This is a genomic window from Streptomyces luteogriseus, assembly GCF_014205055.1.
In the GTDB taxonomy this organism is placed as follows: Bacteria; Actinomycetota; Actinomycetes; order Streptomycetales; family Streptomycetaceae; genus Streptomyces; species Streptomyces luteogriseus.
In genome coordinates this window covers 6,409,784-6,432,873 of the sequence record NZ_JACHMS010000001.1, presented here as the reverse complement: position 1 = coordinate 6,432,873, position 23,090 = coordinate 6,409,784, and the positions used below count along the sequence as shown (strand labels likewise).

Here is a 23,090-nt window from a genome sequence, read left to right as displayed (position 1 = left end):
TGCTCGGTACTGCTGTTCCGGTGGTGCGTCTCAGCTCTGGTTGAAGAACCCGCCCTCTGCGATGCGGGCCTTGTCCTCCGCCGTGACATCGACGTTAGCAGGCGACAACAGGAACACCTTCTGCGTCACCCGCTCGATACTGCCGTGAAGACCAAACACCAGACCAGCCGCAAAGTCGACAAGTCGCTTCGCATCTGTGTCATCCATCTCAGTCAGATTCATGATCACCGGAGTGCCTTCACGGAAGTGTTCCCCGATGGTACGGGCCTCGTTGTAGGTCCGTGGGTGAAGCGTGGTGATCCGGTAAGGCTCTCGTTCCGACACGACCTTGGGCATGATCACCGGTGCGTTCTTCTCCAGACTTGCGCGTTCTTGTGTGATGGATGCCACGGGCGCGATGCGCGCCGGGCGGTTGGATTCCGCGGGGAGCGAAGCGGAGCGGGCGGCCGGTTCGCGAGGCGCGGGCGGCTGTACGACTCGTACCTCTTCGTCCCTTTGGGGCTGATGTGAGACGTGTGGCTGATGGGACGGCTCGTGCCGTCGGTGGTCCCGCTCGGGCTCCGGGTCCAGTTCGGGTTCGAAGTCGTCGTCGGGGTCGAATCCGCGGCCGTCGTACCCATCGTCCTCCACGAGGCCGAGGTAGACCGCCATCTTGCGCATCGCGCCGGCCATGCTCTGAGTCCTCCGCTCTGTGGTGGATCGGCTGACGACTGCCAAGTGCCCGCGATCCACGAGGTCCTTGAATCCGCCTATCGGCGGCAATGACCATATTTTCTGCTGTGGTCCGACTTCTTGGCGACGTTACCCGAGCCTGGGGCGGACTCCGAGTACCGCGCTGCCGACGCGCACATGTGTCGCTCCGGCCGTCACGGCCTGTTCGAGGTCCGTACTCATCCCTGCCGAGACCATGGTGGCAGCCGGATGACTCCGGCGCAGGTCGGTCGACAAAACCATCAACCGCTCGAAGGCCGCCAGTTCGCGTCCGGCGTACTCGCCGGTCAGCGGTGCGACGGTCATCAGTCCGTCGAGCCGGAGCCCCGGGGCCCCGGCCACGAGATCGGCCAACTCCCCGATGCCGCCGGGCCCGACTCCTCCCCGCTCACCCCGGCCGCTCTCCCCGGCGTCGAGTGCGACCTGGAGCAGGCATCCCAGTTCACGCCCGGCCCTGACGGCCTCCTTCGACAGAGCCGTGACGAGCTTGGAACGATCGACGGACTGCACGGAATCCGCGTAACCGACCACCGATCGCACCTTGTTGGTCTGGAGTTGACCCACGAAGTGCCAGGTGAGGGGCAGATCCGAGCAGGCCTCGGCCTTGGGGGCCGCGTCCTGGTCGCGGTTCTCGGCGACGTGCCGCACGCCGAGTTCCGCGAGGGTCCGCACATCACTCGCGGGGTAGGTCTTGGTGACCACGATGAGGGTCACCTCGTCGCGTGCCCGCCCCGCGGCCGCGCACGCGTCGGCGATACGCCGCTCCACCTTCGCCAGATTTGCGGCGAGTTCGTCCTTACGGTCCGTCATGCCCTATCAGTCCAGCCACACATAACCCGCGAGCCGACCGGTGGTGCGGTCGCGGCGGTACGAGAAGTGATCGCGTGACTCCAGCGTGCACACCGGCGACTGCTCCCGGTCGCGCACCCCGAGCCGTTCCAGCTGGGCATGCACTCCGGCGCTCACGTCGACCGCCGGTGTGCCCCAACTCGTCTCGGCGTACGCCGCCGACTCGATGGCGGAGACCTCGGCGCGCATCGCCTCGGGCACTTCGTAGCACCGGCCGCAGACGGTGGGCCCGGTGCGGGCGACGATCCGGGAGGGATCGGCGCCCAGTTCCGTCATCGCGCGTAGCGCGGCCGGGACGACTCCGGCGATCATGCCGGGCCGGCCCGCGTGGGCCGCGGCGGCGACCCCGGCGACGGGGTCGGCGAGCAGCACCGGCACGCAGTCGGCGGTGAGTACGGCGAGGGCGAGCCCCCGGCGCGTGGTGACGATCGCGTCGACCGACGGGATCGGGGCCGAAGATCCCCACGGCCCGTCCACCACCGCCACGTCGGCCCCGTGCACCTGGTTCATCCAGACGACCCGGTCCGGCTCGACGCCGAGGGACTTGGCGGCCAGGTCCCGGTTGGCGCGTACGGCCTCGGGATCGTCGCCGACCGCTCCGCCGAGGTTGAGCTCCTCATACGGAGCGGCGCTCACCCCGCCCCACCGGTCGGTGAAGCCGAAGTGCGCGCCGCTCGCGCTTTCGCGCTGTCCTATCACGACTGAAGGATCACTTGAGGAAGTCCGGTACGTCCAGTTCCTCGGCCGCGCTGTCCGAGTAGGTCCGCGGCGCCGGCGGGACCGGCGGGGCGACCGGGATGTCCTTGACCGGCTCCGGAGCGGGCTCCGGGTCCTCCTTCGGGGTCACGCTGCCGAGCGATCCGAAGGAGGGGCGGCTCTCGGTCTGCCGTGCCGGGGCCGGCTCCTCGCGCTTGGCCGAGGACGAGCCGAGGACGTTGTCCCGCTTGGCGGGCGGCTGACCGCCGTCGAATCCGGCCGCGATCACGGTGACCCGCACCTCGTCACCGAGGGCGTCGTCGATGACCGCGCCGAAGATGATGTTGGCCTCGGGGTGGGCTGCCTCGCTCACCAGCTGGGCGGCCTCGTTGATCTCGAACAGACCGAGGTCGGAGCCGCCGGAGATGGAGAGCAGCACACCGCGGGCGCCGTCGATGGACGCCTCCAGCAGCGGCGAGGAGATCGCCATCTCGGCGGCGGCCACCGCGCGGTCGTCGCCGCGGGCCGAGCCGATGCCCATCAGGGCCGAGCCGGCCTCGGACATGACCGACTTGACGTCGGCGAAGTCGAGGTTGATCAGGCCCGGGGTGGTGATGAGGTCGGTGATGCCCTGGACACCGGAGAGCAGGACCTGGTCGGCCGACTTGAAGGCGTCCAGCACCGAGACCTGGCGGTCCGAGATGGACAGCAGCCGGTCGTTCGGGATGACGATGAGGGTGTCGACCTCTTCGCGGAGTTCGGCGATGCCGTCCTCGGCCTGGTTCGCCCGGCGCCGTCCCTCGAAGGTGAACGGGCGGGTGACCACACCGATGGTGAGGGCACCGAGCGAGCGGGCGATGTTGGCCACGACGGGCGCGCCGCCGGTGCCGGTGCCGCCGCCTTCACCGGCTGTCACGAAGACCATGTCGGCCCCCTTGAGGACCTCCTCGATCTCCTCGCGGTGGTCCTCGGCGGCCTTGCGGCCCACGGCCGGGTTGGCTCCGGCGCCGAGTCCGCGGGTGAGTTCACGGCCGACGTCCAGCTTGACGTCGGCGTCGCTCATCAACAGAGCTTGCGCGTCGGTGTTGATGGCGATGAACTCGACGCCCTTGAGACCGACCTCGATCATCCGGTTGATGGCATTGACACCACCGCCGCCGACACCGATGACTTTGATGACTGCGAGGTAGTTCTGCGGTGCTGCCACGTCGAAGGCCTCTCGCCTCGAGTTACGTGTCGCCGAATCAGCGTGACGCCCTGCGCCCCGCGACCCGACGACTGATGCCGAATGGGACGGTCCGTATCGCCGACCCGAACCCTAACCCTGAAGTTTAGGGTTACCAGTGTGTCTGTTCCTTGGAGTCTTCTGAACAGGACACTAAGTCGACAAGTGGCGCACGTTCAACGAACACGCCGAACCTCCCGTTTTTCTTTTCACCCTATGTGATCAGCCGTAGCACTGCCCAACCAGGGTGCTGGCCTGCGCGGATGTGCGTCAACTCCCTGATGACGCAGGCGCGGTGGGGACGCTCACGTCGAAGTACCGCGCGCCGGGCGAGGCTTTCATCAGAGCGGTGAGCGTGCGGGCCTTGGCGGCACCCTTCTCAGCGCTTCCCCAGAGGACCGTGCGGCCGCCCCTCAACTCCAGCGAGATGTCGTCGAAGGAACGGACCTTGACGGTCCGTGTCTCGTGCGCGACGGCGGCCGGAACCGCCCGGGCGACGCCGACCGCGGCGCGTACCAGCCGGGGCTCGCCGAAGCGGCGCAGGCTCGCGGCGGCGGAGTCGGCGCGGGAGAGCGTCAATTCCAGTGCGGGGACGCCTTTCGGGGCTTCGGAAACCGTGGCGAAGCGGACACCGTCATCGTCCACTTCTACGAACTTTCCGCCCTTTTGGACAATCAGAACCGGAGTCCGTTCAACCACTTTCAGGTCGATTCCGTGGGGCCAGGAACGGACCACGTCAACCGCGTCAATTCGGGGCAATTTCCGGCGCAGTCGCGTCTCGATCGCATCGGTGTCGACGGAAATCAGCGGCTTCCCCAGCGGAACCTCGGCCGCCGCCTCGACCTGAGCCGGCGTCAGCACCCGGGTGCCGGACACCGAGACGTGCTCGGCGCGCAGCCAGTCGGAGCCGTAGAACAGCCAGATCGTCGGAATGCCGAGGAAGACCAGGGCGAGGCCCAGGAGGACGAGCGCGCGGAGCCGGGCCCGCCGCGACCTCGGGCGGGGCGGCGGGCCGGACGACTCCTGCTGGCGTTCACCGCGCTCGGCGGTGGTCGATCCGGCCACGCTCCCTGCCTTCCGTCATACAGTCCTATCGGTGTGCACGACTGGCGGCGATCGCCTCGTACACCATGCCGACGAGCAGGTCGTCGGCGTCCCGGCGGCCGAACTCGGCGGCGGCGCGGGACATCTGGTACAGCCGGTGCGGGTCGGCGAGCACGGGCAGGACGTTCTGCTGGACCCACTCGGGGGTCAGCTCCGCGTCGTCGACCAGCAGTCCGCCGCCGGCCTTGACCACCGGCTGGGCGTTGAGCCGCTGTTCGCCGTTGCCGATGGGCAGCGGGACGTAGGCGGCGGGGAGCCCGACGGCGGAGAGTTCGGCGACGGTCATCGCGCCCGCGCGGCAGAGCATCATGTCGGCCGCGGCGTACGCGAGGTCCATCCGGTCCAGGTAACTTACCGGGATGTAGGGGGGCATCCCCGGCATCTGGTGGACCTGCGGCAGTTCGTTCTTCGGGCCGACGGCGTGCAGGATCTGGATCCCGGCCTGCTGGAGCCAGGGGGCGACCTGCTGGACGACCTCGTTGAGGCGGCGGGCGCCCTGGGAGCCACCCGTGACCAGCAGCGTGGGCAGGTTCGGGTCGAGCCCGAACGCGGCCCGGGCCTCGGGGCGCACGGCGGCCCGGTCGAGCGTGGCGATGGAGCGGCGCAGCGGGATGCCGATGTAGCGGGCGCCCCGCAGCTTGCTGTCGGGCGTGGAGACGGCGACCTGGCTGGCGTAGCGCGAGCCGATCTTGTTGGCCAGGCCCGGGCGGGCGTTGGCCTCGTGGATCACGATCGGCACGCCCAGGCGCTTGGCCGCGAGGTAGCCGGGCAGGGCGACGTAGCCGCCGAAGCCGACCACGGCGTCCGCCTTGGTGCGTTCCAGGATCTGCTCGGTCGCCTTGATCGTGCCGCGCAGCCGGCCCGGGACGGTGATCAGCTCGGGGGTGGGCTTGCGCGGCAGCGGAACGGCGGGGATCAGCGCGAGTTCGTACCCGCGCTCGGGTACGAGACGGGTCTCGAGGCCGCGCTCCGTGCCCAGGGCCGTGATGCCCACGCTCGGGTCCTGCCTGCGCAGGGCATCCGCGAGGGCGAGCGCGGGCTCGATGTGGCCCGCGGTTCCTCCGCCGGCGAGTACGACATGCACCGAAATTCACCGCTCTCCGGACGAGCGCGCCGCCGAGGCACGCCGTCGCATCGTGTTCCATCTCCGGGGACTCCGACCGGAACCGGTGCCCCCCGCCCCCCGCTTTCTACCAAAGCGGGGTTGCCGCATCGCAAGCGCCATCCGCGCAGCGGGGTCCTCACGCGCGAAGGCGATCAGCAACCCGATGGCGAACATGGTCGGCAACAGGGCGGACCCTCCGTAGGAGAACAGCGGGAGGGGGACACCGGCGATCGGCAGCAGACCGAGCACCGCACCGATGTTGATCACGGCCTGGGCCGTGATCCAGGTGGTCACGCCTCCCGCGGCATACCTCACGAAGGGGTCCTCCGTGCGTCCGGCCACGCGGATACCCGCATAGCCTAGAGCCGCGAAGAGGGCGAGTACCGACAGCGTCCCCGCCAGACCCAGTTCCTCACCGGTGACGGCGAAGATGAAGTCGGTGTGGGCTTCGGGGAGTTGGCCCCATTTCTCCACACTCGCACCCAGCCCGGAGCCGAAGATTCCGCCCGACGCGAGGGCGTAGATCCCGTGCACGGCCTGCCAGCAGTCGACGGGGCCCGACTGGGGTTCGGTGGCGCCCAGGCACTGCAGCCGGGCCATGCGGTTGGGGCTGGTCTTGATGAGGATCAGGCCGAGGACGGCGGCGATCGACAGCACCCCGGCGAACAGCCGCGTGGGGGCGCCGGCCAGCCAGAGCAGGCCGAACAGGATGGCCGTGAGGATGATCGCGGTGCCCATGTCGCCGCCGATCATGATCAGGCCGAGCAGCATGAAGGCGGCCGGGACCAGCGGCACGAGCATGTGCTTCCACTGGTTCAGCAGCTTCCTGTCCTGCTTGCGGGCGAGCAGGTCGGCGCCCCACAGCACGAGGGCGAGCTTGCCGAACTCGCTGGGCTGGATCTGGAAGGAGCCGCCGAGCGAGATCCAGTTCTGGTTGCCGTTGACCGACACCCCTATCCCCGGGACCTGCACGAGGATCATGAGGAAGACGGCGCCCGCGAGGATGGGATAGGCGAGCGCCCGGTGCAGTTTCACCGGCATCCGGGAGGCCGCGAGCAGCAGACCGGTGCCGATCCCCGCCGCGAGCAACTGCTTGCGGAAGAAGTACGAACCGGGCAGCGACATCTGCAGCGCGGTGATCTGGGAGGCCGAGTAGACCATCACCAGGCCCAGCACGGTGATCAGCAGACTGCCGCCGAGGATCAGGTAGTAGGCGGTCAGTGGCCGGTCCCAGCCTCTGCGCGCGCGGGTGTAGAGGCCCAGGACGCCGTTCTCACGCGCGAGCCGTGGCGCGACGGGGCGCTTGGGGGTGGGTGGGGTCGGAGGCCGTCCGGTGCGGCTGGTGGGCATCGCCGCTCACCCTGCCATGCCGGAGGGGAGCGTTGCGCGGTGAACGCCCCCAGGCCGCTCGGGCACCAGCCACATCCGTGTCACGCGTCCCTCCCAGGTACGCCCGGCACCGCCGCCGGGCGAGGCGGACCCGGGTCAGCCGTCGACGGAGCCGAGCTCACGAACGGCGTCCGCGAAAGCGTCCCCGCGCTTGTTGTAGTTGGCGAACATGTCCATGGAGGCGCAGGCCGGGGCCAGCAGCACCGTGTCGCCGGGCTGTGCGAGCCGACGCGCCTCCTGGACCGCCGCGCGCATCGCCCCAGTGTCGGTCCGGTCGAGGTCGACGACGGGTACCTGCGGGGCGTGTCGCGCGAGGGCTTCCCGGATGAGCGCGCGGTCCGCGCCGATCAGCACGGCGCCCCGCAGCCGCTTCGCCGACTTGGCGACCAGTTCGTCGAAGGTCGCGCCCTTCGCGAGTCCGCCCGCGATCCACACGATCGGCTCGTACGCCGCCAAAGAGGCTTCCGCCGCATGCGTGTTGGTGGCCTTGGAGTCGTCGACGTACGCGACGCCGTCCACGTCCGCCACGTGCGCGATGCGGTGGGCGTCCGGGGTGAACGCCCGCAGGCCGTCCCGTACGGCCCTGGCGGGCACGCCGTAGGCGCGGGCGAGGGCCGCCGCGGCGAGGGCGTTGGCGATGTTGTGCGGGGCCGGCGGGTTGACGTCGCCGGCCTCGGCGAGTTCCTGGGCGTTCTTGTGCCGGTCCTCGACGAAGGCGCGGTCGACCAGGAGGCCCTCCACGACGCCGAGTTGGGACGGGCCCGGGGTGCCGAGGGTGAAGCCGACGGCGCGGCAGCCCTCCTCGACGTCGGCCTCGCGGACCAGGTCCTCGGTCGCCTTGTCGGCGACGTTGTAGACGCAGGCGACGCGATTGCCCTCGTAGATGCGGCCCTTGTCGGCGGCGTACGCCTCCATGGAGCCGTGCCAGTCGAGGTGGTCGGGGGCGAGGTTCAGCACCGCGGCCGAGTGGGCGCGCAGGGAGGGCGCCCAGTGCAGCTGGTAGCTGGAGAGCTCCACGGCCAGGACGTCGTACTGCTCCTCGCCGAGGACCGCGTCCAGCAGGGAGACGCCGATGTTGCCGACGGCGGCCGTGCGCAGGCCCGCCGCCTTCAGGATCGAGGCGAGCATCTGGACGGTCGTCGTCTTGCCGTTGGTGCCCGTGACGGCGAGCCAGTCGGCGGCGCCGGGGCCGCGCAGGCGCCAGGCCAGTTCGACGTCGCCCCAGACCGGGACGCCCGCCTGCTCCGCCGCCGCGAACAGCGGCTTGTCCGGCTTCCAGCCGGGCGCGGTGACGATCAGCTCGGTGCCCTCCGGCAGGGTGTCGCCGTCACCGAGGCGCACGGTCATGCCGAGCGCCTCCAGGTCGGCCGCCTGCGCCCGCGCGCGCTCGTCGGCGCCGTCGTTGACGACCGTGACGCTCGCGCCGAGTCCGTGCAGCACCTTGGCCGCCGGGACGCCGGAGACGCCGAGCCCGGCGACGGTGACGTGCTTGCCCTGGAAGTCGAAGGGCTCCGAGGAGGTCACTTGTCCGCTGCCCATCCTGCATAGAAGAGGCCAAGTCCGACGATCACACAAATGCCCTGGATGATCCAGAAACGGACCACGACGAGCACTTCGGACCAGCCCTTGAGTTCGAAGTGGTGCTGGAGTGGCGCCATCCGGAAGACGCGCTTGCCCGTGAGCTTGAAGGAGCCGACCTGGATGACCACCGACATGGTGATCAGGACGAACAGGCCGCCGAGGAGGGCGATCAGCAGCTCGGTGCGGGAGCAGATCGCGAGGCCGGCGAGCACACCGCCGAGCGCGAGCGAACCGGTGTCCCCCATGAAGATCTTGGCCGGCGAGGTGTTCCACCACAGGAAGCCGAGGCAGGCGCCCATCAGCGCGGAGGCCACCACCGCGAGGTCGAGGGGGTCTCGCACCTCGAAGCAGGCGCCCGGGTTGGTCAGCGTCTGCGCGTTGGCGCAGGACTCCTGGAACTGCCAGACGCCGATGAAGGTGTAGGCGCCGAAGACGAGCACCGAGGCACCGGTGGCGAGACCGTCCAGACCGTCGGTCAGGTTCACGCCGTTCGACATCGCCAGAATCATGAACAGCGCCCAGACCACGAACAGCACGGGGCCGATCGTCCAGCCGAAGTCCGTGATGAACGACAGCTTCGTGGAGGCCGGGGTGTTGCCGCGGTTGTCCGCGAACTGCAGGGACAGCACCGCGAAGCCGATGCCGACGATCAGCTGGCCGGCCATCTTCGCCTTGGCGCGCAGGCCGAGCGAACGCCGCTTGACGATCTTGATGTAGTCGTCGAGGAAGCCGACCAGACCCATGCCGACCATCAGGCCGAGCACCAGCAGGCCCGAGAAGGTCGGTGCCGCGTCGACGTCCGGGTCCAGATAGCCCGTGATCACCTTGGCCAGGAAGTACGCGGCGACCGTCGCGAGGATGAAGGCGATGCCGCCCATGGTGGGCGTACCGCGCTTGCTGGCGTGCTCGCGCGGGCCGTCGTCGCGGATGTACTGGCCATAGCCCTTGCGCGCGAGCAGCTTGATCAGCAGCGGGGTGCCGACCAGCGTGAGAAAGAGACCAATGACTCCTGCGAACAGGATCTGCTTCATCATCGGGCGGAAACCTCACCCTCGGCACCGGTCTCGATGAGCGCCTGCGCCACGCTCTCGAGCCCGACCGAACGGGACGCCTTCACGAGTACGACGTCCCCCGGGCGCAACTCGCTGCGCAACAGGTCGACCGCCGCCTGTGCGTCGGACACGTGCACCGACTCCTCACCCCACGAACCCTCGTTATATGCGCCCAGTTGCAGCCAGGCGGCTTCCCTGCCACCGACCGCGACGAGCTTGCTGACGTTGAGCCGGACGGCGAGCCGCCCGACCGCGTCGTGCTCGGCGAGAGCCTCGTCCCCGAGCTCGGCCATCTTGCCGAGCACCGCCCACGTACGGCGCCCCTTGCCCATGGCCGCCAGCGCGCGCAGCGCGGCCTTCATGGACTCGGGATTCGCGTTGTAGGCGTCGTTGACGACCGTCACGCCGTCCGGGCGCTCGGTGACCTCCATCCGCCAGCGGGAGAGGGAGCCCGCCTCGGAGAGCGCCACGGCGATCTCGTCAGCGGACATGCCCAACTCGTGGGCGACGGCGGCCGCGGCGAGCGCGTTCGACACGTGGTGCTCACCGTACAGGCGCATGGTCACATCGCTTGCACCGGAGGGTGTGTGAAGCCTGAACGAGGGCCGTCCGGTGTCCGTGAGTCGCACGTTCTCGGCTCGAACGTCCGCTTCGCCGGACTCTCCGAAAAAGATCACCTTCGCCTTCGTACGGGAGGCCATGGCCCGTACGTAGGGGTCGTCCGCGTTGAGGATCGCGGTGCCGCCGTCGGCCTCGGACGGCAGTGCCTCCACCAGTTCGCCCTTGGCCTGTGCGATCTGCTCGCGGCCGCCGAACTCGCCGATGTGCGCGCTGCCGACGTTGAGGACGAGGCCGACCTTCGGGGGCGTCAGACCGGCCAGGTAGCTGATGTGCCCGATCCCGCGGGCGCCCATCTCCAGGACGAGGAACCTGGTCTCCTCGGTCGCGCTGAGCGCGGTCAGCGGCAGCCCGATCTCGTTGTTGAGCGAGCCGGGCGTGAACACCGTCGGCGCCTTGCGCCGGAGCACCTGCGCGATGAGGTCCTTGGTGCTGGTCTTGCCCGCCGAGCCGGTGAGGGCGACGAGGGTGGCGCCGAGGCGGCGTACGACGTGCCGGGCGAGGGCGCCGAGGGCGGTCTGGACGTCGTCCACGACGATCGCCGGTACGCCGACGGGGCGGGTGCCGAGCACGGCCACCGCTCCCGCCTCGACGACCGCCGCCGCGAAGTCGTGGCCGTCCACGCGCTCCCCGGCGAAGGCCACGAACAGGCTGCCCGGCCCCGCCTCGCGGGAGTCCCGGACGACCGGGCCGGTGACCTGGACGGACGGATCCGGTATGTCGTGCGTCTGCCCGCCGACGACTTCTGCGATCTCGGCGAGGGAGAGGGCGATCACAAGTTCATCCCCTGGGTCTTCTGGATTTTCATCCCTGGGTCTTCTGGATGGCTTCGCGGAGCACCTGGCGGTCGTCGAAGGGGCGGACCACCCCGGCGATGTCCTGGCCCTGCTCGTGGCCCTTGCCGGCGACCAGCACGGTGTCGCCGGGCTCGGCGCGGGCGACGGCGGCGGCGATCGCGGCGGCCCGGTCCTCGAAGACCTGCACCTCTCCGCGCTCGTGCGCGGGCACGGACGCCGCGCCCTGGAGCATCGTGGCGAGGATCGCGAGGGGGTCCTCGCCACGGGGGTTGTCGGAGGTCAGGGTGGCGGTGTCGGCGAGCCGGGCCGCCGCGGCGCCCATGGGCTCGCGCTTGGTCTTGTCCCGGTCGCCGCCGCAGCCGAGGACGATGTGCACCCTGCCCTCGGTGACCTTGCGCAGGGCGCGCAGCACGGACTCGACGGCGTCGGTCTTGTGGGCGTAGTCGACGACCGCGAGGTAGGGCTGCCCGGCGTCCACGCGCTCCAGGCGTCCCGGGACACCGGGGACGGCGGCGACGCCGTCGGCGGCGGCCTGCGGGTCGAGGCCGGCGACGGCGAGGGCGACGATCGCGGCGAGGGTGTTGGCCACGTTGAAGGGCCCGGGCAGCGGCGACTTGGCGCTGATCCGCTCGCCCTTGGGGCCGAGGACGGTGAACGTCGAGTCCAGCCGGCCGACCTCGACGTCGTCGGCGCGCCAGTCGGCGTCGGGGTGGCCCTCGGCGGAGTAGGTGACGACCGGGACGGTGGCCTCCTTGGCCAGCCTGCGGCCGTACTCGTCGTCGACGTTGACCACGCCGAGTTTGCCCCGTTTCGGGGTGAACAGCTGCGCCTTCGCCTGGAAGTAGTCCTCCATGCCGGAGTGGAACTCCATGTGCTCCGGGCTGAGGTTGGTGAAGACGCCGATGTCGAAGACGCAGCCGTCGACCCGGCCGAGGACCAGGGCGTGACTGGAGACCTCCATGGCGACCGCGTCGACCCCGCGCTCGCGCATGACGGCGAACAGGGCCTGGAGGTCGGTGGCTTCGGGGGTGGTGCGCTCGGACTTGATGCGCTCGTCGCCGATGCGCATCTCGACCGTGCCGATCAGGCCGGTGGACCTGACCGTCTTCAGGCCGCCCTCGACGAGGTAGGCCGTGGTGGTCTTGCCGGAGGTGCCGGTGATGCCGATCTGGAGCAGGTCCCGGCCGGGGTGGCCGTAGATCGTGGCGGCCAGCTCGCCCATCCGCCCGCGCGGGTCGTCGACGACCAGGACGGGCAGTCCGGAGGCGGCGGCGCGCTCGGCGCCGGTCGGGTCGGTCAGCACCGCGGCGGCGCCGAGGCCCGCCGCCTGGGTGACGAAGTCGGCACCGTGCAGCCGGGCCCCCGGCAGGGCGGCGTACAGGTCGCCGGGGCGCACGGCGCGCGAGTCGTGGGTGATGCCCGTGACTTCGGCGGCGCTCTCCGGCGTGGAAGCACCCAGCTGATCGGCGAGTTCCGCGAGGGGTGTGGCGGAGACCTGCACCGGCCGGGGCGGCCCGGGGTATGTCACGGGATGGCCCTTCTGGGTGGTTTGGGACTGATCAGCGTGTGGCACGGCGGTGAGCGTACCGGGCGTACCCGCCTCCGGGCGAAGTGAGGGGCCGGGGCTGCTCTGGTTGCCGGGCTCGGGGGTGATCGTTGTCACGGAGGCGGTCCTGGTGGCTCGGTGGGGCTGAGTGCTGATCAGGGCGGTCGGCGCTGATCACTGCTGGGCTGATCACTGCTTGAAGGAGACGGGCAGCTTCGCGGCCTTGGCGCCGGTCGGCGGGACCTGGAGGGACTTCAGTGCGAACTCCATGACCTTCTTGTAGACGGGTCCGCAGATCTGACCGCCGAAGTAGCTGCCCTGGGTGGCGTTCTGGATGGCGCAGTAGACGGTGACGCGGGGCTTGTCGGCGGGTGCGAACCCGGCGAACGACGAGGTGTAGCCGTGGTACTTCCCGGTGGCCGGATCCACGCGGTTGGCGGTACCCGTCTTGCCCGCGACGCGGTAGCCGGGGATGCGCGCCTTGGTGCCGGTGCCCTCCTCGTCGTCCACGACGGACTCCAGCATGTGGGCGAGGGTCTTCGCCGTCTTGGAGTCGACGACCCGGTTCTTCGCGGGCTTCGGGGCGGGGGTGAAGCGTCCGTCGGGGCCCTTGGTTCCGCGCACGAGGGTGGGCTCGATACGGACGCCGCCGTTGGCGATGGTCGAGTACACCGAGGCAGCCTGCATGGCGTTGATGGAGACGCCCTGGCCGAAAGGGATCGTGTACTGCTGCGAGGTCGACCACTTGTCGGGCGGGGCGAGGATGCCCTTGGTCTCGCCGGGGAAGCCGAGCCCGGTGTAGCCGCCGAGGCCGAACTCGCGCAGGTAGTCGTAGAGAACCTTGTTGGCCTGGGCCTGGGTCTTTCCGAGCTGTCCGGTGGCGAGGATGGTGCCGATGTTGCTGGACTTGGCCAGGACGCCGTTGAGCGTCAGGTACCAGGTCGGGTGGTCGATGTCGTCCTTGAAGAGCCGGTCCCCGCGGTGCAGCCGGTTGGGCACGACCACGTGCGTCCCGGGGGTGGCGGCGTTCTCCTGGAGGACGGCCGCCATCGACATGACCTTGGCGGTGGAGCCGGGCTCGAAGGCGTCCTGGAGGGCGGCGTTGCCGAGGGCGGCCGGGTCGGCGTCGGACAGGTCGTTCGGGTCGAAGCCGGGCGAGTTGGCCATGGCCAGGATCTGCCCGGTGCGGGTGTCCTGGACGATGACGTAGCCGCGGTCGGCGGCCGACTCCTTCACCTGGTCGCTGATGGCGTTCTGGGCGGCCCACTGGATGTCGCGGTCGATGGTGAGCTCGACGTCGCTGCCGGGGACGGCGGGGGTCTCGGTGGAGCCCGCGGTGGGCACGAGACGGCCTCCGGACTGGGCGTAGCGGATCTTGCCGTCCTTGCCGGCGAGCTGCTTGTTCAGCTGCAGTTCGATGCCGCCGCCGGGCTTGCCCTCGGCGTTGACCCAGCCCAGTATCCCGGCGGCCAGGTCGCCGCCCGGGTACACGCGCTTGCTGGTGGCCACGGAGAAGACACCCGAGAGGACGTTGGGCGAGGACTTGTCCGTCTCCGCCTTCTCGGCGAGCGCCGACTTGAGGTCCTTGATCTGCTTCCAGACCTGCGGGGTCTGGCGGGATGCCAGCTTCACGTAGCGCAGGGCCTTGTTCTCCGGCCGCAGCTTCTCGACCAGGTCCTCCTGCTCCTGGCCGAGGATCGGCGCGAGGAGGGCGGCCGCCTGCTCGGGCCCGTCCCCGATCTTCAGCATGTCGGGGGCGAACATCGTGGGGTCGGCGGTGATGTCGTAGGCGTCCTCGCTGGTCGCGAGGGCCACACCGGACCGGTCGGTGATCTCGCCCCGGTCCGCGGCCAGCACCTGCCCGACGTACCGGTTCTGCTCGGCCTTGGCGGCGTAGGTGCTCGCGTCGACGGCCTGCACCTGGAAGAGCCGCACGACGAAGGCGACCAGGACCAGGGTCAGCGCGAGTCCGACCAGGCGCAGACGGGGGCGGGGGCTGCCGAGCCGCAGCGGCTTGGGCGCCGCCGGGCGGGCCTGCCCCGGCCGGCGGGCCGGACGGGCACCAGGGCCGGGACGGGCACCGGAGCCGGGACGGCGCCGGGCGTCGGGGCGGGCGGGCCGGGCTGGGCCGGGCACACGGCGGCGTGGCGGTTCCCTGTCGGACACTTCCGTCACCTGCCGGGGGTCGGGGTGGGGCCGTCGGTCATGGCCTCGGGGGCGAGGACCAGGGGGGTGTAGGCGGCGGGCTGCCGGACGCCGGGGGCGGGGCTGGGGACGCCCTTGACGGTGCCGTCGGGGTCGAGGAACGCGGGGTCGCCGCCGGGCACCATGCCGAGCTCGCGGGCACGGCGCTGCAGGGCGTCGGGGGCGGAGTAGGCGTCGATGTCCCGCTGGAGGGCCTGCTCCTCGTCGGTGAGGTTCTTGGTCCCGCGCTGGAGGTCGTCGAGTTTGAACGCACCCTCGCTGAGCGCCGAGTTCAGCACCAGGAGGCAGATGAGACCGCCGCCGAGGAGGAGGACGACCAGCAGGACGAACGGGGTGCGGGCCGCCTGCCCGGGGCCGGTCGGGAGGAGCCGCGCGAGTCGGGCGGCCCTCCCCTTCAGTTCGGGTTTGCCGCTCACGCACGCTCCCTCGGTCCGGCCTGCTCACGCCTCACTCGACGTCCTCCCTGATGCGCTCGGCGCCGCGCAGCCGCGCCGGTGCCGCCCGCCGGTTCTCGGCGATCTCCTCTTCCGTGGGGAGTTCGGCACCGCGCGTGAGGAGCTTGAGCCGAGGCTGGTAGCGCTCGGGGACGACGGGCAGCCCGGGCGGCGCGGTGATGGCGGCGCCCGCCGCGAAGACCTGCTTGACCAGCCGATCCTCCAGCGAGTGGTACGACAGCACGGCGATCCGGCCGCCCACGTCGAGTGCCTTCACCGCGGCGGGGATCGCCCGCTCCAGGACGGACAGCTCGCCGTTGACCTCGATGCGCAGGGCCTGGAAGGTGCGTTTGGCCGGGTTGCCCCCGGTGCGCTTGGCGGCCTGCGGCAGCGCGTCCCGGATCAGTTCGACGAGCCGCGCGCTGTTGCTGAACGGCTCCTTCTCCCGCTCCCGCACGATCGCGCTCACGATCCGCTTGGCCTGCTTCTCCTCGCCGTAGGCCCGCAGGATGCGCACGAGTTCGCCCGGCGGGTAGGTGTTGAGGACCTCGGCGGCGCTGACGCCGGTCGTCTGGTCCATGCGCATGTCGAGCGGGGCGTCCTGGGCGTAGGCGAAGCCGCGGTCCGCCTCGTCGAGCTGCATGGAGGAGACGCCCAGGTCGAACAGGACGCCCTGCACGCGCGCGACGCCGAGCCGGCGCAGCACCTCGGGGAGCTCGTCGTAGACGGCGTGCACGAGGGTGGCGCGCTCGCCGTAGGGTGCGAGGCGCTCGCCGGACAGGCGCAGGGCCTCCTTGTCGCGGTCGAGGGCGACGAGGCGGACGTCGGGGAACCTCGCGAGGAGTGCCTCGCTGTGGCCGCCGAGGCCGAGGGTGCAGTCGACGACCACGGCGTCCGGGCCCTGAAGGGCGGGTGCCAGCAGATCCAGGCACCGCTGGAGCATCACCGGGACATGTCGACTCTCGCTCAAGGGGCCCTCTCAGATCCGGCGCGGCCATGCGCACCGCCGGGTCCCCGCCCGCTCGTGGACATGAGACCTGCCGGCGCCGGAAGCGTCAGCCGACCGGGAGCGGGAGGAGGCCGAGCCGTACGTACGCGCCGCGCACGCGGGGAGATCACCGGTCGTCGCCGGGGTCTCCGAAGAACATCAGTCCAGCGGGGAGAGTCTCGCCTCCCGCTTCGCGTCACTTTAGTCCACCCTGTCGCCCGGTCAATCAACCGGCCTGCGCGTCGCCGCCGTTCGCGCGCAGACCGGGACACCGTCCTTGTGGGTTACCTCACACGCCTCACCCGGGCGCATTCTTTGTTCACTTCCACAGGAGGCCTGGACGGGGTGTGACCAGTAACGTCATGCCTATGACGACTTCTGCATCGGTTCCCACAGGTTCGGAGAGCGCCATAACGGCCGGCGACACGGTCACCGACCGTCTCGTGGCGGCGAACGCCCAGTACGCCGCGGCTTTCGCCGACCCGGGGATGGACGCCCGGCCCGTGCTGCACGTCGCTGTCGTGGCCTGCATGGACGCCCGCCTCGACCTGCACGCGGCCCTCGGGCTCGAGCTCGGCGACTGTCACACGATCCGCAACGCGGGCGGCGTCGTCACGGATGACGTGATCCGCTCCCTCACCATCAGCCAGCGCAAGCTGGGCACCCGCAGCGTGGTGCTCATCCACCACACCGGCTGCGGCCTGGAGAGCCTCACCGAGGACTTCCGCAACGAGCTGGAGGCCGAGGTCGGCCAGCGTCCGGCATGGGCCGTGGAGTCCTTCCGGGACGTCGACCAGGACGTGCGGCAGTCGATGCAGCGCGTGCGCACCTCGCCGTTCGTGCCGCACACCGACGACGTGCGCGGATTCGTGTTCGACGTGCGGACCGGCCTGCTGCGGGAGGTCGACCCCGCCTCCTGATCCCGGCCCACTGACCAGGGCGCGCGGGCCGCCCGCCCCGGAAGGCCACCTGCTGTAGCTGTCGAAAACCTGTCAGTCACGCGTTCGAATGGCTGCAAGACCGACATATCGCGGCCAGTTGTCCACAGTCGAGTGACACGAAACGGTAACGGCGGCAAGAATGCGGGAGTGGCGTCGCGCGGAACTTTTCACGCGTGGTGTCCGTGGTTCGGGGTGGGCCGGTCCGCGCCATGCGGCGTCGGCCCGGGAAAATGGGGTATCCCGTGCTCCTTGGGAGCACGGGAAAGGCCGAGGAGGGCCGGGTGACGACCTATGACGATCGAGCGAGCCTCACTGATCTGACCGCCGTGGTGGAGCGCGTGCGGGAGTCGGTGGAAGGCGTGATCGAGGGCAAGCCCGAGGTCGTACGGCTCTCGCTGACCGTGCTGCTCGCCGAGGGACATCTGCTGATCGAGGACGTCCCCGGGGTCGGCAAGACGATGCTGGCCAAGGCGCTGGCGCGGTCCATCGACTGCTCGGTGCGGCGCATCCAGTTCACGCCGGACCTGCTGCCGTCGGACATCACCGGTGTGTCCATCTGGGACCAGCAGCGCCGTGACTTCGAGTTCAAGCCGGGCGCGATCTTCGCGCAGGTGGTGATCGGCGACGAGATCAACCGCGCCTCGCCCAAGACGCAGTCCGCGCTCCTGGAGTCCATGGAGGAGCGGCAGGTCACCATCGACGGCAAGACCTACGAACTGCCCAGCCCCTTCATGGTGGTGGCGACGCAGAACCCGGTCGAGATGGAGGGCACCTACCCGCTGCCGGAGGCCCAGCGCGACCGCTTCATGGCCCGGGTGTCGGTCGGCTACCCGAGCGCGGAGGCCGAGCTGCAGATGCTGGACGTGCACGGCGGCGTCTCGCCGCTGGAGGACCTCCAGCCCGTGGCCCACGCGCACGAGATCCTCAAGCTCGTCGAGGCGGTGCGCGGTGTGCACGTCGCCGAGCCGGTCCGGCGCTACGTGGTCGACCTGGTCGGCGCGACGCGCACGCACCCCGACCTGAGACTCGGCGCCTCCCCGCGCGCGACGCTGCACCTGCTGCGCGCGGCGAAGGCGTCCGCGGCCCTGAGCGGCCGGGAGTACGCGCTGCCGGACGACGTGCAGGCACTCGCCGTGGCCGTCCTGGCGCACCGGCTGCTGCCCACCGCCCAGGCCCAGCTCAACCGGCGCACCGCCGAGCAGGTCGTCGAGGAGATCCTGCAGCGCACCCCGGTGCCGGCGGCGCAGCAGCAGAGCGGCTTCGGCGGCCTGGGCCGTACGGCGCCGGCGTATCCCCAGCAGCCGCCGCGGAGGCTGTGATGACCACCGCGGGGGCGGGGCAGGCGGAGGCCGACCGGGGCGACAAGGGCGGCATCCGCACCGCCCTGGCCGGTCTGACCACCCGCGGACGCTCCTTCCTGGCCGCCGGAGTCGCGGCCGCGATCTGCAGTTACGTGCTCGGCCAGAGCGATCTGCTGCGCGTGGGTCTGCTGCTGACGGTGCTGCCGCTGGTGTGCGCCGCGGTGCTGTACCGCACCCGCTACCGGGTCGCGGGCAGCCGCCGCCTCTCCCCCGCGCGCGTGCCCGCCGGCAGCGAGGCCCGGGTCCACCTGCGGATGGACAACGTCTCGCGGCTGCCCACGGGCCTGCTGATGCTCCAGGACCGGGTGCCGTACGTGCTCGGCCCCCGGCCCCGTTTCGTGCTCGACCGGGTGGAGGCGGGCGGTCGACGCGAGGTGTCCTACCGGGTGCGCTCCGACCTGCGCGGCCGCTACCCGCTGGGGCCGCTCCAGCTGCGCCTGTCCGACCCGTTCGGCATGTGCGAGCTGACCCGCTCCTTCTCGACGTACGACACCCTCACGGTCATCCCGCGTGTGGAGCCGCTGGCGCCGGTGCGTCTCAGCGGCGAGGCGAAGGGGTACGGCGACGGACGGCAGCGGTCGCTCGCCCTGGCCGGCGAGGACGACGTCATCCCGCGCGGCTACCGCTACGGCGACGACCTGCGCCGCGTGCACTGGCGCTCCACCGCCCGCTACGGCGAGCTGATGGTGCGCCGCGAGGAGCAGCCGCAGCGCGCCCGCTGCACGGTGCTGCTGGACACCCGCGGCATCGCCTACCAGGGCGCGGGACCGGACGCGGCCTTCGAATGGGCCGTGTCGGGCGCAGCGTCCGTGCTGGTGCACATGCTGGAACGGGGCTACTCGGTACGGCTGTTGACGGACACCGGCAACGCGGTGCCCGGCGAGGGCGGGGACGGTTTCGCGGGCGCCAACCAGGAGTCGGCGGACGCGGCCGGGCTGATGATGGACACCCTCGCGGTGATCGACCACTCCGACGGCGCGGGCCTGTCCCGGGCCTACGACGTACTGCGCGGCGGGAACGAGGGGCTGCTGGTGGCGTTCCTCGGCGACCTGGACGAGGACCAGGCGGCCGTGCTGGGCCGGATGCGCCAACGCAGCCCGGGCGCGGTCGCCTTCGTGCTGGACAGCGACACCTGGGTGCGGGAACCGGGCGACGTGCCCGGCCCGTTGGACGGAAGCGGGGACCGGTTGCGCATGCTGCGCGAGGCGGGGTGGACGGCGCTGCGCGTGCCGCGGGGCGCCTCCGTGGACGAGCTGTGGCGGCAGGCCGACCGGGAGCGCAGGGGTGTGGCCGCCGCGGGCGGCGGGGAGGGACCGTGATGAGCGGGCGGGTACGACTGACGCTGGGCGCCTGGGCGGCCACGCTGATGGCCGCGTGCGCCCTGCTGCCCCTCGTCAAGCCGGCCACGTGGATCGTGCAGGCGGCCTTCCTGCTGGCCCTGCAGTCGGGCGTGGGTGTCGCCGCCCGCCGGGTGCCGCTGGCCCGGCCGCTGACCGTCGCGGCGCAGGCCGTGGTCACCCTCGCGCTGCTGACCTTCGTGTTCGCGCGTGAGCAGGCCCTGGCCGGGCTGATCCCCGGGCCGCAGGCCTTCGACCGCTTCGCGGCCCTGCTCCAGCAGGGCGGGGACGACATCGCCCGGTACGCGATACCGGCGCCCCTGGAGTCCGACGGCATCCGGCTGATGCTCTTGGGCGGGGTCCTGGTCATCGGGCTGCTGGTGGACACCCTCGCGGTGACCTTCCGCAGCGCCGCTCCGGCCGGGCTGCCCCTGCTCGCGCTGTACTCGGTGGCCGCGGGGCTGTCCGACGGGGGCACGGACTGGCTGTGGTTCCTGGTGGCGGCGGCCGGCTATCTGATGCTGCTCCTGGCCGAGGGGCGGGACCGGCTCTCCCAGTGGGGCCGGGTCTTCGGCGGTGCCCCGCGCACGGCCGGCAGGGAGCCGAGCGGCGCCGTCGCCCCGATCCGCACCGGCCGGCGCATCGGCGTGGTCGCGCTGGGCATCGCCCTGGTGGTGCCGCTCGGCCTGCCGGCGATGAACGGCGGGCTGCTGGACTCCGTGAGAGCGGGCGCGGGCGGCGGCCCGGGCGGCGGGGGCACGATCTCCGCCGTGAACCCGCTGGTGTCGCTGCGGGACAGTCTGAACGCGGACGAGGACCAGCAGGTCCTGTCCGTGCGGACCAAGATGGCGGACGTCTCGGACCTGTATCTGCGGATCGTGTCCCTGGACGACTTCGACGGCACCACGTGGAAGCCGTCCCGGCGGTCCATCACCGCCGTCCCCGACGGCACCTTCCCGGACCCGGTCGGCCTCAGCCCGGACGTCAAGCGCACGGAGGTCGACACCACGATCACGGCGGCCGACTGGTACGCCCAGGACTGGCTGCCCATGCCGTACCCGCCGAGCGGCGTGCGCATCAGCGGCAACTGGCGGTACGAGCCGCAGGGCATGACCCTGGTCGGCGACCACGGGCAGAACACACGAGGCCTGACGTACCAGGTCAAGAGCCTGGACGTGCGGCCGACGGCGGAGCAGCTCGCCTCCGCGGGGCCGCCGCCCGCGGACGTCGAGCGCGACTTCACCGAGCTGCCCGACTCGCTGCCGTCGGTGGTGGGCCGGACCGCCCGCAAGGTCACCGCGGGCGCCGCCGACCCGTACGACCAGGCGGTCAAGCTCCAGGACTTCTTCGCCGTGACCGGCGGTTTCGAGTACGACACGCAGGTGCAGGTCGGCAGCGGCTCGCAGGCGATCGCCCGCTTCCTGAAGGACAAGCAGGGCTTCTGCGTGCACTTCTCCTTCGCGATGGCGGCGATGGCCCGCTCTCTGGGCATACCGGCCCGGGTCGCGGTGGGCTTCGCGCCCGGTTCCCCGCAGGCGGACGGCTCGGTGTCGGTGGGGCTGCGGGACGCGCACGCCTGGCCCGAGCTGTACTTCGAGGGCGTGGGCTGGACGCGCTTCGAGCCCACGCCGAACCGCGGCTCGATCCCGGCGTACACCCTGCCCGACAACCCCGACAGTCCGGTGCCGGACCAGGCACGCCCGTCCCGGTCGGCGTCCACCGCACCGTCCGCGGCGCCCTCGGCGAGCGAGACCTGTACGCCGGAGCAGAAGAAGCTGGACGGCGGCTGTGCCGACGAGTCGCCGCAGGCGGCGCTGCCCACGGACGACGACGGCCCGAAGTGGTACGCGTTCCTGGTGTGGGCCCTCGCCGGTCTCGCCGTCCTGGCGCTCCCCCTGGCGCCGATGCTGTGGCGGCTGCGGACGCGCGCGGCGCGCCTCGGGGCGCATGGCCGCAGCGAGGCGGACACGGCACAGCACACGCTGGCCCTGTGGCAGGAGCTGACCGACACGGCGTGGGACTACGGCATCGCGCCGGACGAGTCGCAGACCCCGCGCAAGGCGGCCGCCCGGATCGTCCGCCTCGGCGATCTGGACGCGACGGCCGCGGCCTCGGTGCACCGGGTGGCGAACGGGGTGGAGCAGGTCCTGTACGCACCGCGTCCCCGCCCGGTGGCGGGCCTCACGGACGATGTCCGCCGGGCGACGGCGGGCCTCGGCGCGGCGGCCGGCCGCGCGGCGAGGCTCCGCGCGCTGCTGGCCCCCCGCTCCACCGTGCGCGTGGTGTGGTCGGCGTCGGCCTGGTGGACGGGGGCCCGGGAACGCGCGGTGGCACTGCGGCCGACGTGGCGGAAGACCTCGGGACAGCAGGGCTGAGGAGCAGGGGTACATGCGGCTGAGGCCGGCCGGTGGTGCGGGTGCACCGGCCGGCCCTGTTGCGTCCGGGGGCGGGCCAGGCCGGTTGCGTCCGGGGGCGGGCCACGGCAGGACGACGGCCCTGACGCGTCCCGCGCCGACCGGTCGTACTGGGCTACACGCATACGTCAGGGGGTGACCACCGAGTCGGTGGTCACCCCCTGACGTACGTGTTCACGTAGTCCTGGAGCGGCTGCGCGGAGGGTTAATGGCCGCCCTGCTCGTCGCGGCGCTTCTGCCAGCGCTGCTCGATACGGTCCATCACGGAGCGGCGCTGACGACCCTGTCGGCGAGCCTGGGGCCCCGCGGCACCGGCGGCCTGTTCGCCCGGCTTGGGGGCCTTGCGCCAGCCGGTCACGGCGAGCACCGCACAGCCCAGCATGACGAGGAAACCCACGACACTGAGCCAGACCTGCTTGGCGACCATTCCAGCCATGAGGAGCGCGATACCTACGAGGAAGCCCGCGACCGCCTGGTAGACCCGTCGCCGGGTGTACGTACGCAGCCCGCTTCCCTCGAGCGCTGTCGCGAACTTGGGATCTTCGGCGTACAGCGCTCGCTCCATTTGCTCGAGCATGCGCTGCTCGTGCTCCGAGAGCGGCACGGAGTCCTCCTCATCGTGCAGTCGCCGGGGCGACCCGGGGGGTCCCTTCAGGATAGGCAGGGAATCGCCCCCGTGAAACCCGCCCCTCTGCGCCAATTGACCAACCGGAACCCGCCATGGCCGGTGTCGGCTC

General features: G+C 71.3%; 19 protein-coding genes. 4 read left to right on the top strand and 15 right to left on the bottom strand.

Features of this window, described 5'->3' with window-relative positions:
• Positions 1-30: 30 nt before the first annotated feature.
• The 14 genes from BJ965_RS28620 to rsmH form a co-directional block, all read right to left on the bottom strand.
• Positions 31-672, bottom strand: a complete 642-nt coding sequence (locus BJ965_RS28620) for a cell division protein SepF (protein WP_031103483.1) — start codon at positions 670-672, stop codon at positions 31-33.
• Positions 673-801: 129 nt separating this feature from the next.
• Positions 802-1,521, bottom strand: a complete 720-nt coding sequence (locus BJ965_RS28615) for a YggS family pyridoxal phosphate-dependent enzyme (RefSeq protein WP_184912400.1) — start codon at positions 1,519-1,521, stop codon at positions 802-804.
• 6 nt (positions 1,522-1,527) lie between these two features.
• Positions 1,528-2,259: a peptidoglycan editing factor PgeF gene (gene pgeF, locus BJ965_RS28610; RefSeq protein ID WP_184912398.1), complete on the bottom strand. Its 732-nt coding sequence runs from the start codon at positions 2,257-2,259 to the stop codon at positions 1,528-1,530.
• A 10-nt stretch (positions 2,260-2,269) separates the two neighbouring features.
• On the bottom strand, positions 2,270-3,463 hold the full coding sequence (gene ftsZ / locus BJ965_RS28605; RefSeq protein WP_184912396.1) for a cell division protein FtsZ: 1,194 nt from the start codon (positions 3,461-3,463) through the stop codon (positions 2,270-2,272).
• A gap of 288 nt (positions 3,464-3,751) precedes the next feature.
• The gene (locus tag BJ965_RS28600; protein WP_184912394.1) at positions 3,752-4,546 is read right to left on the bottom strand and encodes a cell division protein FtsQ/DivIB; all 795 of its coding nucleotides are present in this window, start codon (positions 4,544-4,546) and stop codon (positions 3,752-3,754) included.
• 25 nt (positions 4,547-4,571) lie between these two features.
• Positions 4,572-5,669 (bottom strand): undecaprenyldiphospho-muramoylpentapeptide beta-N-acetylglucosaminyltransferase, encoded by a 1,098-nt coding sequence (murG, locus tag BJ965_RS28595; protein ID WP_030848223.1) that lies wholly within the window; start codon positions 5,667-5,669, stop codon positions 4,572-4,574.
• A 6-nt stretch (positions 5,670-5,675) separates the two neighbouring features.
• Entirely contained in the window at positions 5,676-7,040 is a 1,365-nt protein-coding gene (gene ftsW, locus BJ965_RS28590) for a putative lipid II flippase FtsW (protein ID WP_184912391.1), read from the bottom strand.
• 135 nt (positions 7,041-7,175) lie between these two features.
• Positions 7,176-8,618, bottom strand: coding sequence for a UDP-N-acetylmuramoyl-L-alanine--D-glutamate ligase (gene murD, locus BJ965_RS28585; protein WP_184912389.1), 1,443 nt, complete (start codon positions 8,616-8,618; stop codon positions 7,176-7,178).
• Positions 8,600-9,691, bottom strand: coding sequence for a phospho-N-acetylmuramoyl-pentapeptide-transferase (gene mraY, locus BJ965_RS28580; RefSeq protein ID WP_030848214.1), 1,092 nt, complete (start codon positions 9,689-9,691; stop codon positions 8,600-8,602). The genes murD and mraY overlap by 19 nt, the downstream gene beginning before the upstream one ends.
• Positions 9,691-11,106, bottom strand: a complete 1,416-nt coding sequence (locus tag BJ965_RS28575) for a UDP-N-acetylmuramoyl-tripeptide--D-alanyl-D-alanine ligase (protein WP_184912387.1) — start codon at positions 11,104-11,106, stop codon at positions 9,691-9,693. The genes mraY and BJ965_RS28575 overlap by 1 nt, the downstream gene beginning before the upstream one ends.
• Before the next feature lie 28 nt (positions 11,107-11,134).
• Positions 11,135-12,655 carry a UDP-N-acetylmuramoyl-L-alanyl-D-glutamate--2,6-diaminopimelate ligase gene (locus BJ965_RS28570; protein WP_184912385.1) on the bottom strand — a complete coding sequence of 507 codons (1,521 nt, stop codon included), beginning with the start codon at positions 12,653-12,655 and terminating at the stop codon, positions 11,135-11,137.
• 207 nt (positions 12,656-12,862) lie between these two features.
• The gene (locus BJ965_RS28565) at positions 12,863-14,839 is read right to left on the bottom strand and encodes a peptidoglycan D,D-transpeptidase FtsI family protein (RefSeq protein WP_313667183.1); all 1,977 of its coding nucleotides are present in this window, start codon (positions 14,837-14,839) and stop codon (positions 12,863-12,865) included.
• 5 nt (positions 14,840-14,844) lie between these two features.
• Positions 14,845-15,294 (bottom strand): membrane protein, encoded by a 450-nt coding sequence (locus tag BJ965_RS28560; protein WP_030848202.1) that lies wholly within the window; start codon positions 15,292-15,294, stop codon positions 14,845-14,847.
• Between the two features lie 31 nt (positions 15,295-15,325).
• Positions 15,326-16,282 carry a 16S rRNA (cytosine(1402)-N(4))-methyltransferase RsmH gene (rsmH, locus tag BJ965_RS28555; protein ID WP_184912381.1) on the bottom strand — a complete coding sequence of 319 codons (957 nt, stop codon included), beginning with the start codon at positions 16,280-16,282 and terminating at the stop codon, positions 15,326-15,328.
• 386 nt (positions 16,283-16,668) lie between these two features.
• On the opposite strand from rsmH, the gene BJ965_RS28550 reads away from it, so the two are divergent.
• The 4 genes from BJ965_RS28550 (at position 16,669) to BJ965_RS28535 (ending at position 22,314) form a co-directional block, all read left to right on the top strand.
• Entirely contained in the window at positions 16,669-17,220 is a 552-nt protein-coding gene (locus BJ965_RS28550) for a beta-class carbonic anhydrase (RefSeq protein WP_184912379.1), read from the top strand.
• A 302-nt stretch (positions 17,221-17,522) separates the two neighbouring features.
• A complete protein-coding gene (locus BJ965_RS28545; protein WP_142164474.1) occupies positions 17,523-18,560 on the top strand; it encodes an AAA family ATPase in 1,038 nt (345 codons plus the stop codon).
• Complete coding sequence (locus BJ965_RS28540) at positions 18,560-19,921, top strand: DUF58 domain-containing protein (RefSeq protein WP_184912377.1); 1,362 nt, start codon at positions 18,560-18,562, stop codon at positions 19,919-19,921. The genes BJ965_RS28545 and BJ965_RS28540 overlap by 1 nt, the downstream gene beginning before the upstream one ends.
• Entirely contained in the window at positions 19,921-22,314 is a 2,394-nt protein-coding gene (locus BJ965_RS28535) for a transglutaminase TgpA family protein (RefSeq protein ID WP_184912375.1), read from the top strand. The genes BJ965_RS28540 and BJ965_RS28535 overlap by 1 nt, the downstream gene beginning before the upstream one ends.
• A gap of 244 nt (positions 22,315-22,558) precedes the next feature.
• Here the strand turns inward: BJ965_RS28535 and BJ965_RS28530 are convergent, their stop codons facing one another.
• The gene (locus BJ965_RS28530; RefSeq protein ID WP_102912203.1) at positions 22,559-22,957 is read right to left on the bottom strand and encodes a DUF3040 domain-containing protein; all 399 of its coding nucleotides are present in this window, start codon (positions 22,955-22,957) and stop codon (positions 22,559-22,561) included.
• Positions 22,958-23,090 lie beyond the last annotated feature (133 nt).

Excerpts from the sequence above, each read along its gene's own strand:
- BJ965_RS28620 (WP_031103483.1), bottom strand. The coding sequence starts at position 672 with ATGGCCGGCGCGATGCGCAAGATGGCGGTCTACCTCGGCCTCGTGGAG.
- BJ965_RS28535 (WP_184912375.1), top strand. The coding sequence starts at position 19,921 with ATGAGCGGGCGGGTACGACTGACGCTGGGCGCCTGGGCGGCCACGCTG.
- BJ965_RS28550 (WP_184912379.1), top strand. The coding sequence starts at position 16,669 with ATGACGACTTCTGCATCGGTTCCCACAGGTTCGGAGAGCGCCATAACG.
- mraY (WP_030848214.1), bottom strand. The coding sequence starts at position 9,691 with ATGAAGCAGATCCTGTTCGCAGGAGTCATTGGTCTCTTTCTCACGCTG.
- BJ965_RS28615 (WP_184912400.1), bottom strand. The coding sequence starts at position 1,521 with ATGACGGACCGTAAGGACGAACTCGCCGCAAATCTGGCGAAGGTGGAG.
- BJ965_RS28540 (WP_184912377.1), top strand. The coding sequence starts at position 18,560 with ATGACCACCGCGGGGGCGGGGCAGGCGGAGGCCGACCGGGGCGACAAG.
- ftsW (WP_184912391.1), bottom strand. The coding sequence starts at position 7,040 with ATGCCCACCAGCCGCACCGGACGGCCTCCGACCCCACCCACCCCCAAG.
- murD (WP_184912389.1), bottom strand. The coding sequence starts at position 8,618 with ATGGGCAGCGGACAAGTGACCTCCTCGGAGCCCTTCGACTTCCAGGGC.